This window comes from Martelella mediterranea, assembly GCF_004342225.1.
In the GTDB taxonomy this organism is placed as follows: Bacteria; Pseudomonadota; Alphaproteobacteria; order Rhizobiales; family Rhizobiaceae; genus Martelella; species Martelella mediterranea_B.
On the sequence record NZ_SMAR01000041.1, the window covers coordinates 16,630 to 28,640 of the forward strand.

Below are 12,011 nucleotides of genomic sequence, written 5' to 3' on the forward strand. Positions count from 1 at the left end.
ACAGGGCGGGCCTGAGGCACAACCTCTCATTCGGTCTGCCTAAAGCCGCTCTGCGGCACCTTGATCTATGACCTGAGTTTCCAATGACTGTTATGAACATCAACGATTTGAGCGTTGTCCTGGGCGAGCCCCTTTTCGAAAACCTGAACCTGACCATATCCAAAGGCGACCGCATCGGGCTGGTCGCTGCAAATGGACGAGGAAAAACATCGCTTCTGGATTGTTTGTCCGGCGTGTCTGAACCCACGAATGGAACCATAGTCCGAGCACGTGGTTTGCGGGTTGGATATGTGGCGCAATACGTTCCGGAACAAGCGTACTCCCATACCCTCTACGACTGGGTTTTGAGCGCGCTCCCTACCGAGCAGGCCGAATATGAAAGCTGGCGCGTAGATGTTGTTCTCGGGGACCTGAGTATCCCCTATGAGCTGCAAAAACTTCCGTTGAAACAGTTAAGCGGCGGCTGGCAGCGCACGGCGCTTCTCGCGGCGGCCTGGATCACAGCGCCCGATATTTTGTTGCTGGATGAGCCAACCAACCATTTGGACCTGAATCGTATCGGCCTGTTGCAGGACTGGCTATCGCATCTACCGCGGGATTTGCCAGTTGTGATTACGTCTCACGATCGGGCATTCTTGGACGCCACAACCAACAGAACGTTGTTCCTGCGTACCGATCGCTCGCGTGCGTTTACGCTGCCTTACACACAAGCGCGCGGCGCACTTGATGAGGCCGACGCGGCGGACCAGAGGCGCTTCGCGAATGACCTGAACAAAGCACAACAGTTGCGCAAGCAGGCTGCAAAGCTGAAGAACATCGGCATCAACTCAGGCTCTGACCTGCTGGTCACAAAGACGAAGCAACTCAAAGCCCGCGCCGAAAAAATCGAAGACGCCGCCAGGCCTGCCCATCAAGACTACAGCGCCGGTGACATCAAACTGACAAACAGCGGTACCCATGCCAAGGCGCTGGTAACATTAGATGACGTACCGGTTCAAACTCCGGATCACCAACTCCTGTACAAAACCGGACGAAAATGGATCCTTCCCGGTGACCGCATCGTGCTTTTAGGGGCCAACGGCACTGGAAAGACACGGCTGATCAACATGATCCAGGACGCTCTGGCTGGACACGACGGGCCGGTCAAATGCGCGCCGTCAGTTGTACCGGCTTATTCCGATCAGAATCTAAGCCAGCTTTCAGACCAAGACACCCCCATGACGGCGGTAACCGGACAAATTGATATTGGTGATCAAAACGCACGCCGCGTTCTGGCGGGGGCTGGGGTAAACATTCAGATGCAGGATGCCAAGATCGCAGCTTTGTCTGGCGGACAGAAAGTACGATTGGCGATGTTGATTTTGCGTCTCAAGAACCCAAACTTCTACTTGCTTGATGAACCGACCAACCATCTGGATATTGTGTCCCGTCTCAACGCCTTTGAGACAGATTTGGTTTAACGGATAAAGGAGGATTTTGGCTCATCATAGCGCACGCAAAGGAAGTGACGATGAGACAAAAATCCGGTCAGCAGAAACCGACGGCAGACAGTCACATCTTCAAAGAAACGAAGCTCCTCTTTTCTGGCAACCCGGCATGTGGGATGGCACGCCCTATCAGGAGTATTCCGAATATGTACGTCACCAGGGTATCGCAGGCGGCGCAACTCTGCCGTTGTTTGCCTCGCCGGGAAAATTCAGCGCAATCACCCTTCTGACAATCGACAAGTCTCTTCACCCGCCTGATACGGCGCATGCGATTTCGATACTGACCAATATGGCAACCGCACGTATGGTGGCCTTCACAGAGGGCCTGCCCTGCCAGTACAATGTTCATGGCTTCAAGCACTTATCAGGATTGCAGGTAGAAATCCTCAGCTGGATCGCAAAAGGAAAAACCAACCACGAAATCGCCCTGATAGTCGGACGGACCGAACGCGCCATCGCCTATCATGTGAGCGAGATACTGGCGAAGATTTCGGTCACTTCCCGCGCTCAGGCCGCCGCGTTCTATGCCGCTCTCGGCTTGCGTGAGTGATCTTTATTCGATTGCTATGCCGCCCCTTCCGATCCGGGCTTGTCGCAAGGTTTTCCCGTTTAACTGTGCTTTGATATTTTCATAGTGAGACGGTGCTTCGATTTGCCGGATAGCGGAGGCCGCCGAAAAGAAGCGACAAACCAACCGTCTGTCATCCATCGTCGACCCACGCGGTAACATCGAAAAGACCGACCAGACAATCTTTATGAGATGTTTTTCGGGCTCTCCGCGCAATCACCCCGGAGAACCCAAATTGCGTCGTGCCACCTAAGCTTGAGCGCTGTCTATGGCGTTCGGAACGGCCGTGGCCCGTTCTTCGCTCCACTCGAATGCAGCGAAGAGACCGCGAAGTTCCGCCAGACCTTTAAGCCTGCCGATTGCCGGGTATCCCGGTTGTGCCTGCCGGCCGATATCGTCGAGGATGTCCTGGCCGTGATCGGGTCGGATCGGAATGGACCAGTCCGACCGACCTGCGGCTTTACGACGATGCTCTTCTTCGACGACTGCGGCTACAAGTGCGGCCATGTCCGTGTGTCCGCTCAGGTGCTGATCCTCATAGAAGGAGTTCATCACCGCCTCGCCCTCGATCGTGACATTGCGAAGATGCATGAAGTGAACACGGTCGCCGAGCGCCTTCATGATCGCTGCGGGGTCGTTGTCCGGGCGCGCGCCCAGCGCCCCGGAACACAGAGTCACGCCGTTTGCCGGCAGTTCGACAGCGTCCAGGATTTTGCGGTATTGCGCCTCCGTCGACATAATTCTGGGGAGCCCCAGAAGCGGAAAGGGCGGATCGTCCGGGTGGCAGCAAAGCCGCACGCCCAGTTCTTCGGCGAGCGGCGCGACCTCTGAGAGGAAGTCGATCATGTGGCCCTGAAGCGTCTCCTCGCTGATATTGTCATATTCGCCGAGTTGGGTCCTGACATCCTCAAGCGAGAAGCGCTCTGCGGCGCCTGGAAGACCGAAGACCACATTTCCGGCAATCGCCTCCTTGTCGGCTTCGCTCATCTGGGCGAATCGGGCGGCAGCGGCTTCGCGCACATCGTCCGGAAAGCTTTCGGCAGCACCGGGGCGTGCGAGGATGTGAATGTCATATGCGGCGAAGTCTATCAGGTCGAACCGCATGCAGCGCGCGCCGTTCGGCCGCTCCCAGGCAAGGTCCGTGCGTGTCCAGTCGAGCACCGGCATGAAATTGTAGCAGATCACCTCGATGCCGGCGGAAGCCAGATGCCGCATCGATTGCTTCCAGTTTTCAATATGCGTTCTCCACGCGCCCTTCTGCTTCTTGATGTCTTCCGAAACAGGGAGCGATTCGACGACGTTCCAGGCAAGTCCCGACGGACGCCCGTTAGCCATGATTGCAATCTGCTGCTGGCGAAGCGCGATTTCCGCGGGGCTCCATACCGCGCCCGTCGGGATATGATGAAGGGCCGAAACCACGCCTTCGACGCCCGCCTGCATCATCGTTTCAACTGTTACCGTGTCTGCTGGTCCGAACCAGCGCCATGTCTGTTGCATTGTCAGGCCTGCTTTTCGTCTGTTTCGTTGAGTGCAATATGGACCTTGCAGCTTTTGCTCTTGTCCAGCGCAAGGGCGAAGGCCGCGTCGGCCTCGTTCATCGGATAGGTCCCGGTGATGATCGGCCGCACATCGATCTTTCTCGATCCGATCGCATTCACGGCATCGGCGAATTCGCTGTCGAAGCGGTGCGTGCCGATATAGGCGATTTCTCGGGCAACCATGCGGCCGACCGGCAGCTCCATCACGCCCGCAACGCCGACTTCGACAAGAACCCCGCAAGGCTCCAGCGCTTCGATGGCGCTAATCACCGCCTGCGAAGCCGCAGAGCACTCGAACGCCACATCATATGGGCCTTCTTCGGATACGCCGTTGGGCCGGGCCTTGAGATCGATGGTGACATCGGCCCCCATTTTCCGGGCAACCTCCAGCGCTTCCGCGTTCAGATCGGTGGCGACGATGTGCGCCGCACCTGCCGCTTTCGCCGCGGCAATCGTCAGGCAACCGATCGGGCCGCAACCGGTGACGAGGACGTTGAGCTTGTCGACGCCGGCGGGTACGCGTGAAACCGCGTGCAGGCAGACAGCGAGCGGTTCGGAACACGCCGCCTCGCCAGCAGTAATGCCTTCGGGGAAGGCAAAGCACTGGGCTGCGTCAACGGTGAGGTATGACCGGTAGAGGCCCTGTTCATGCGGCAGATGCATCGCGCTGCCCATGAAATGCATATCCGTGCAATGCCGCTCCATTCCCGACCGGCAGAAACGGCAGTGCCCACAGGGGCGGCTGGGATTGACCGCGACCAGCGTGCCGGGAGTGAGCGCATCGACACCCTGACCGACCGCCTCGATGCGGCCGGCTGCTTCGTGGCCCAGTATAATAGGCTCGCGGACCCTGATCTGCCCGACGCCGCCATGGGCAAAATAATGCAGGTCCGACCCACAGATGCCGCCGCGTTCCATGGCGATCCTGACCTGTCCCAGCCCCGGGGCAGCAGCCTCACATGTTTCAAGCCGCAGATCCTGCTGTGCATGAAGACGCAGGACATCCGCCTGTTTCACAGGCATTCCAGACATAATGAAAACTCCCTTTTCAGTTTCCAAGACAGAAACTTTCAACTTCTGTTTCGAGAGAAGTGGATGGTATCTGGCCAGAGACGACGCGCGACAGCACGTGTCTGCGGTTTTCCGCTCGATTGAGTGCGAGCGCTTCCCATCATCGCTTCTCCTCCCATTCAGCCGCATATGCTGGCCGCGGCTTCTGCCGCCGATTTTGTGTTTGCCTGTCAGTTCGTCTTCAAAACGGCTTTACATAATCGACAAACAATCATATACACATTGTCAGACGATTTAAAAGACATTGATAGTCAATCTGGAGGATCGTTTACGGGAGGATGAATTTATGATGCCTGCATCGCCGGCATGGCTTGGCCGTGCATCCAATGCGCGCTGCCGACAGAGAGCTAACGTCGCCACCTTCCGTGGCACGCGCGCTCGATCAGTCTCTTCTCCCGTTTGCAGAAAACTCGTGAAATCTCAGGATTTCCAATGGATGGAGTAGAGCAATTGACACGCATACCTTTCGATACGATGCGGGACGTCATCACCGAAGCTTTTGTCAAGGCGGGGATGTCCGCCGGGGACGCCGCCCAATGCGCCGCGTTTCACACGCAGGCGAGCTGCGACGGGGTGTACTCGCATGGCCTCAACCGTGTCGCACGGTTTGTCGACTACGTGAAAAAGGGCTGGGTCAATCTGGGGGGGAAGCCGGAACCTGTTCGCTCTCTCGCTGCTATTGAAGTGTTCGACGGTCATCGCGGTCCGGGCATACTCAATGCACTTTTCGCCAGCGATCGCTCGATGGAACTCGCCGAAAGGAACGGCGTCGGCATCGTGGCCTTGCGGAATACGACCCACTGGATGCGTGGCGGGGCCTTCGGCTGGCATGCTGCCGAGAAGGGCTATGTCGCCATGTGCTGGACCAATACCGAGTCCTGCATGCCGGCCTGGGGAGCGCAGAATACGCGCTTGGGCAATAATCCCTTCGTCATGGCCGTGCCGCGTGACAACGGCCATATCGTGCTCGATATGGCAATGTCGCAATATGCCTATGGCAAGCTTCAGGTCACACGGCTGAAAGGCGAAAACCTGCCCTTCCCCGGCGGCTTTGACAAGAATGGGGTATTGACCTCCGAGCCCGGCCCGATCGAGGAATCGATGCGCATCCTGCCGATGGGCTACTGGAAAGGTTCGGGCTTCGCCATTCTGCTCGACACGCTGGCTGCAGTGCTTTCCGAAGGCGCCCCGACCTACGAGATCGACCAGATCCAGGAAGGAAGCTGCACCGGCTGTTCGCAGATATTCATCGCCATCGATCCCCGGCAGCTCGGCGGCGAGGCGTTTACCAACCGGGTGGCGGATGGCGTTGCCGACTATGTCAATGGCTCGACACCGGACGAGAAGAGCAAGGAGGTCCTCTATCCGGGACAGATCGAAGTCCGTGTACGCAAGGATCATCTGGAAAACGGAATTGTTGTCGATGACGGTATCTGGGCAGAGGTTCTCGCTCTTGCAGGCCGGAGTGCCTGACGATGATTACCGGACACCTCGACTGCCTTCAGCGCGCAGGCAATGAATTTCCAGATGCTGTCTTTTCGGTTCTCGATGCGTTGGCAGTTATGGATTTTCATGACATTGAGGACGGTGAGATCGCTCTTGCCGGTCATGGACTGACGGCCAGGCTTTTTTCTCTGCAAACGCATCCGCGTGAGGCAGGAAAGGCTGAATCGCACCTTGAGAACATCGACATTCACCTCGTGGTTTCAGGTGCCGAAAAGATCGTTCAGGCGCCGCTTACGGATGCTGTCGATGCGACACGTCAAGGACAACACGAAAACGACAATCTGTTCTACGACCTGCCGGCCGAACCGGTCACCGCGGTGACCCTGAAACCGGGAGACTTCGCGGTGCTGTTTCCGTGGGACCTTCATGCCCCCGGCTGTTCAGTGCCCGGAGAAGACAGTGTCAGAAAGGTCGTCGTCAAGCTTCCGCTGGCAAGCCTCAAAGCTGGTTAAAAACAAAGGGCCACCTGAACAAGGCGGCCCCATCGAGATTCACTGGGAGGATCAAGGTGTCTATACAAAATGCCGTGCAGCAAACGCTGAAGGCGCTGATGGTCATATCGCTTGCCCTGATGTGCGTCCTCGTTTTCGCCAATGTAGTGATGCGATACGGTTTCAACTCCAACATTCTTATCACAGAAGAAGTCGCCCGTTACCTGTTCGTGTGGCTGACCTTTCTCGGTTCGATCACGGCCTTTGCCAGAAACCGGCATGTCCGCGTCGTGTTCGTTCTCAACCGCTTACCGGATCCCTGGCGGGGAATCGTGCTCGTTTTAAGCCGCATCGCCATGCTGATGTGTTGCGTGATGGTGCTTATCGGTTGCTGGCAGCTGGCTGAGCTGAACCTCCAGAACCGCCTTCCCATAAGCGGCTTGCCGGTTGCCGTTCTCTATGCTGCCGGCATTCCCTTCGCCGTCTGTGTTGGCGTCATACTGGTGGCCCGGATCTGGCGTGCCATCCGGCAGTTACCCGGAGGTGAAATCCTGTGACCGTCATCGTTTTCCTTGTCAGCCTGGTTGGCTGCATCGTCATCGGCATACCGATTGCTTTTTCGCTGCTGCTCTGCGGCACGGCCCTGATGCTCAATCTGGGGCTTTTCGACAGCCAGATCATGGCGCAGAACCTGATCAACGGGGCCGACAGTTTTTCGTTGCTGGCGATTCCGTTCTTCATTCTCGCCGGTGAACTGATGAACGCGGGCGGAATCTCCAAACGCATCGTCGACCTTCCCATGAAGCTGGTCGGCCACAAACGCGGTGGCCTCGGCTATGTCGCGATCATTGCCGCGGTGCTGATGGCAAGCCTCTCGGGTTCTGCCGCCGCCGATACCGCAGCGCTGGCAATGGTGCTTCTGCCAATGATGAAGACCGCGCGCTACGATGAAAGCCGGTCGGTCGGGCTGCTCTCTGCCGGCGGCATCATCGCACCGGTCATTCCGCCGTCCATTCCGTTCATCATTTTCGGCGTGGCAAGCGGCGTTTCGATTTCACAGCTCTTTCTGGCCGGTATTGCGCCGGGCGTGATGATGGGTGCGACTCTGGCGGCCGTCTGGTGGTGGCAGGCCCGCACCGCTGAAATCGAGACGATGGAAAAGGCAAAGCCGGCTGAAATCATGCAGTCGCTTCGGCAGGGCATATGGGCGCTGTTCCTGCCGGTCATCATCATCGGCGGTTTTCGCAGCGGCATATTCACCCCGACCGAGGCCGGCGTTGTCGCCGCTGTCTACGCGCTTTTCATTTCGGTGGTCGTCTATCGGGAACTAGATCTCAGGAAACTCTATGAGGTACTCTATTCCGCCGCCGAAACGACTGCCGTCGTCATGCTGCTCGTTGCCGCATCGGCTGTATCCGCATGGCTCATCACGATTGCCGAGCTGCCGCAGATGGTTGCCGATCTGATGGAACCGCTCACCGGGTCACCCATCCTGCTGATGGCTGTGATGATGGTGTTCATCATGATTGTCGGTATGGTTATGGACCTGACGCCAACGGTTCTCATCCTCGTCCCCGTGATGATGCCGCTCGTCCACGCGGCCGATATCAATCCGGTCTATTTCGGTGTGATGTTTATCCTGAACTCCTCAATCGGTCTGATTACGCCACCCGTCGGGAACGTGCTCAACGTGATCGCCGGCGTGTCCCAGATACCGTTCGAGCGCTGTGTGCGCGGCGTCGCGCCATATCTGGCGGTAATGCTGGCATTGCTCGTTCTGTTCATTCTGTTTCCGGCGCTGATCATAACACCGCTTCATTGGCTGTCCTGACGCCAACCGCAAATGTGGCGACAGGCTTCAGCCGCAGGCTTGTCGTCGCACCTTTAGCTTGAGCGGCAATACACAAAAATTGGGAGAGTAGAATGACTGTAACCATGAAGAATATCGTGATCGGGTCGCTCGTGGGGGTGGGCCTCGCATTATCGGCAACCACTGGCGTTCAGGCAAAATCGCTGCGTTTCGCCTCTGAAGCGTCGCGCAACGATACGCAGTATGCCGGTGCGCAGAAATTCAACGAGTTGCTGGAAGAAAAGACCGGTGGAGAGCTCGATCTGAAGATTTTCACCGACAGCACGCTCGGCAATGGCCAGGCCGCCATTACCGGAACGCGCGGCAGCACGATCGACATGCTTGTCACCGGGTCTTCGAATTTCAGCGGCCTGGTTCCCCTCATCGGCATGCTCGACATCCCGTTCCTGTTTGAAGATACCGACCATGCCTACCGCACCCTTGACGGCGAGGTCGGACAGGAATTGCTGGACCAGTTGAACGATGTCGGCCTTCAGGGGCTTGCCTACTGGGACAATGGCTGGCGCCAGATCACCAATTCGGTGCATCCGGTTCACACACCCGACGATGTGAAGGGGTTGAAAATCCGCACGACCGGCGCGCCGGTTCATATCGAGGCTTTCCAGCTTCTGGGCGCAAACCCTGTGCCGATGCCGATCGGTGAACTTTATACGGCACTCGAAATGGGGACCGTCGATGCCCAGGAACACCCGCTCGGCGTGTTCGTGTCGGCGAAACTCTATGAGGTTCAGGATTACCTGACCCTGTCCTATCACGCCTACAGCCCGCTGATCGTGGCAATGAACAAGGCCAAGTTCGACGCGCTGCCGGAAGACCAGCAGCAGGCGCTCATCGAGGCGGCACGCGAAGCGGGCGACTATCAGCGCGAGCTCAACAATCAGGCGATCGCGGAAGAGGTTGAGTTCCTCAGGGGCGAAGGCCTGGATATCGTGGAAAGCATCGAACAGGCCCCCTTCGTCGAGGCAACGCTTGGCGTGCGCGATACCTTTGTCGATCAGTTCGGCGGCGCTTCCGAACTGCAGCAGATCGATGCATTGCGCGCCAATGACTAATCGAAACGCTTCAACTGGTTGAGAAATCCTCGACCGGTTCTGGTCAGATATGAGTGGTTCCGGCGATGTGCCTTCGACATCTGCCGGAGCCACTTATTTTTCGGCAATGGTTATTTCTGGTGTCGGATGAAAACTGCTAATGATGCAAACGACATATCGAAGGTGAGTACTGCGAGGGTCTCTTGTCAAAGCTGACATCTGAAAATGCGTCCAAGCCATCGAACGGCCGGGCGACAAAGCTCGAATCCACGGTCGCCGACTTTGGGAACGACATTGTGAGTGGTCGTTACGCTGGCGAAACGTCGCTTCCTTCGGAGGCGGAACTGTGCGCGACCTATGGCGTATCCCGCGCGACCCTTCGCGAAGTCGCGAAAATCCTCGCATCGAAAGGGCTGATTGTCATTCAAAAGCACCGCGGCCTTTTCATCCAGGAGCGGCGCGACTGGAACTACCTCGATACCGATGTTCTGAACTGGGTTCTCGCCGGAGAAGGCAGTTACGACATGATCAGAACGCTTCTTGAAACCCGGGCCATTATAGAGCCCGAGATCGCCGGCTGGGCGGCGGCGCGGGCGGGCGCGGACGACCTTGCGAAGATGGAAGCGGCCCTGAAGGACATGGATAAATTCTATGCCGACAAGGATCGTTTCAACGAGGCTGATATCCGCTTCCATGCAGCGTTGATTGCCGCAGCGCAGAATTATGTGGTCGAGCAGCTTGGCAAGGCGATCACAGCCCTTCAGATCGCCGTGTTCGATGTGACCTATTTCCCCGACAACACCACAAAGCAAATCACGATCGACCAGCATTCCGAACTCCTGAACGCGATCCGCCTGCGCAAACCCGCCGTGGCAAAACGGATAAGCACACAGATGATCGAAGGCGTGCGGAGCCGCGTCGATCAGAAATACAAAGCTTTGAAATAACGTTTTCCTCAAAAAGCGGTCCTGACGGCCGCTTCTTCTCAGGCTGATCGGAGGCCGAAAGGCACACACACGGACGTTGTGGCGGCGCAGAATGGACAGGGCACAATATCTTCCGCCGTCGTTCGCTTGCAAAAGCGCACTTCAGCAACTTGGCAATGCCACAACCTGGCACTACCAGGCGAAGCGGTCAAGTCCGGTGGCGGGGTTCCGCTGTCGACTGGCGCACGATCAGTTCTGTCGGCAGCGTGATCCGGTTGCTCGGCGCGTCGAGCCCGCTGATGCGTGCCAGCAGCGTATTCATCGCCGAGCGGCCGATCTGGCGCAGCGGCTGGCGGATCGTCGTCAGCGGTGGATGCATTTGCTGGGCGATGGCGATGTCGTCAAAGCCGATCAGCGACATGTCTTCCGGGATCGAAAGCCCCTTTTCCCTGAGTGCCTGACTGGCGCCGAGCGCGCTGATATCATTGGAGGCGAAAATCGCGGTCGGCCGTTCCTTCAGCGCCAGCAATTGCTTGGCCGCGTCGAAGCCGCTCTTTTGCAGGAAGTCGCCCTCGACGATCAGCTGCGGATCCCGATCCAGATCGAACTGAGCAACGGCATCGCAATAGCCCGCCCGGCGTTCGCGCGCCGAACGCAACCGGTTGTCGCCCGAGATGAAACCGATCCGGCGGTGGCCGAGATCGGCCAGATGGCGCACCGCAAGCCGCGCGCCCTGATAGCTGTCGCCATCGACCGAGGGAAACGGCGGATCGTCATAAAGCGTGTCGATCGTCACCACCGGCAAGGCTTCGCTGGCGATCTTTTCCAAATAGCTCGCCTCATAGGGAAGAATGGCGATGATGCCGCCGGCGATCTGCTGCAAGAGGCTTGCAACACTGCTCGGCGCAGTGCTGTCACGATCCGGAAGTGAATAGACAAGCGCCTCGTAGCCTGCGTTCTTCGCCGCACCGCTGATGCCGAGCACGATGTCGCTGGTGAAGGGGGCATGCAACTCCGCCATCACGCCGATAATCCGCGAGCGGCCATTGGAGAGCTTTTGGGCAAACGGATTGACCGAATAGCCCATTTCGTCGGCAATACGGAGAATGTCTTCGCGTGTTTCCGCCGAAACGCCTGGCTGGTTATTGAGCGCGCGCGAGGCTGTCATCCGCGAAACACCCGCGACTTTTGCAATCTCGGCCAGTGTCGCCGCCCGCTTCTTTGCAGTCACGCCTGTTCCCCCTGACAGGTCCCGACCATTATCCCCGGCGCGGAGGCGAAGAAGGATACCATACTGATCAATACCTCACTCTTTGTCTGTCAGCCTCTGTGCCTTTTGCAGAAAAGCCGGAGTTCGAATTAGCACACATTCATCGCGGTGGCGACAAAACCACGCCTGCGCCTGCCGCCAGCCTGAAGAAACGAGCCGAAGCTCCCACGCGCAAATCAAGCGGCCTTCTTGCGCGAAACGCGATTGACACAATGTACCGTTACCGGTAACGTACCTCATATCGTAAGACTTACAGCTGTCTTGCATGGGAGGAAACAATGCAATTCAAACCGTCCAGAACGTTAACCCGTTT

11 protein-coding genes are annotated in these 12,011 nt (G+C 57.7%); 8 read left to right on the plus strand and 3 right to left on the minus strand.

The annotated features are described in order from the left end of the window. Nucleotides 1-83: 83 nt before the first annotated feature. Complete coding sequence (locus EDC90_RS17955; protein ID WP_132313926.1) at nt 84-1,460, plus strand: ABC-F family ATP-binding cassette domain-containing protein; 1,377 nt, start codon at nt 84-86, stop codon at nt 1,458-1,460. A gap of 16 nt (nt 1,461-1,476) precedes the next feature. Next, entirely contained in the window at nt 1,477-2,037 is a 561-nt protein-coding gene (locus tag EDC90_RS17960) for a helix-turn-helix domain-containing protein (RefSeq protein ID WP_165972888.1), read from the plus strand. Between the two features lie 267 nt (nt 2,038-2,304). Here EDC90_RS17960 and uxuA read toward each other — a convergent pair whose 3' ends face one another. Both uxuA and EDC90_RS17970 read right to left on the minus strand, forming a co-directional pair. Then, a complete protein-coding gene (uxuA, locus tag EDC90_RS17965; RefSeq protein WP_132313928.1) occupies nt 2,305-3,552 on the minus strand; it encodes a mannonate dehydratase in 1,248 nt (415 codons plus the stop codon). A 2-nt stretch (nt 3,553-3,554) separates the two neighbouring features. After that, on the minus strand, nt 3,555-4,625 hold the full coding sequence (locus EDC90_RS17970; RefSeq protein WP_132313929.1) for an L-idonate 5-dehydrogenase: 1,071 nt from the start codon (nt 4,623-4,625) through the stop codon (nt 3,555-3,557). A gap of 489 nt (nt 4,626-5,114) precedes the next feature. Between EDC90_RS17970 and yiaK the strand changes: the two genes are divergently transcribed. The 6 genes from yiaK (at nt 5,115) to EDC90_RS18000 (ending at nt 10,449) form a co-directional block, all read left to right on the plus strand. Beyond that, the gene (gene yiaK / locus EDC90_RS17975) at nt 5,115-6,137 is read left to right on the plus strand and encodes a 3-dehydro-L-gulonate 2-dehydrogenase (protein ID WP_207903956.1); all 1,023 of its coding nucleotides are present in this window, start codon (nt 5,115-5,117) and stop codon (nt 6,135-6,137) included. 2 nt (nt 6,138-6,139) lie between these two features. Then, a complete protein-coding gene (locus EDC90_RS17980) occupies nt 6,140-6,622 on the plus strand; it encodes a YhcH/YjgK/YiaL family protein (protein ID WP_132313931.1) in 483 nt (160 codons plus the stop codon). A gap of 56 nt (nt 6,623-6,678) precedes the next feature. Further along, complete coding sequence (locus EDC90_RS17985; protein ID WP_132313932.1) at nt 6,679-7,158, plus strand: TRAP transporter small permease subunit; 480 nt, start codon at nt 6,679-6,681, stop codon at nt 7,156-7,158. Further along, nucleotides 7,155-8,432, plus strand: a complete 1,278-nt coding sequence (locus EDC90_RS17990; protein ID WP_132313933.1) for a TRAP transporter large permease subunit — start codon at nt 7,155-7,157, stop codon at nt 8,430-8,432. The genes EDC90_RS17985 and EDC90_RS17990 overlap by 4 nt, the downstream gene beginning before the upstream one ends. A 92-nt stretch (nt 8,433-8,524) precedes the next feature. Next, nucleotides 8,525-9,523, plus strand: a complete 999-nt coding sequence (locus EDC90_RS17995; RefSeq protein ID WP_245511124.1) for a DctP family TRAP transporter solute-binding subunit — start codon at nt 8,525-8,527, stop codon at nt 9,521-9,523. A gap of 182 nt (nt 9,524-9,705) precedes the next feature. Continuing rightward, nucleotides 9,706-10,449: a FadR/GntR family transcriptional regulator gene (locus EDC90_RS18000; protein WP_132313934.1), complete on the plus strand. Its 744-nt coding sequence runs from the start codon at nt 9,706-9,708 to the stop codon at nt 10,447-10,449. A gap of 187 nt (nt 10,450-10,636) precedes the next feature. On the opposite strand, the gene EDC90_RS18005 is transcribed toward EDC90_RS18000, so the two are convergent. Then, on the minus strand, nt 10,637-11,659 hold the full coding sequence (locus EDC90_RS18005; protein ID WP_207903957.1) for a LacI family DNA-binding transcriptional regulator: 1,023 nt from the start codon (nt 11,657-11,659) through the stop codon (nt 10,637-10,639). Nucleotides 11,660-12,011: the final 352 nt, after the last annotated feature.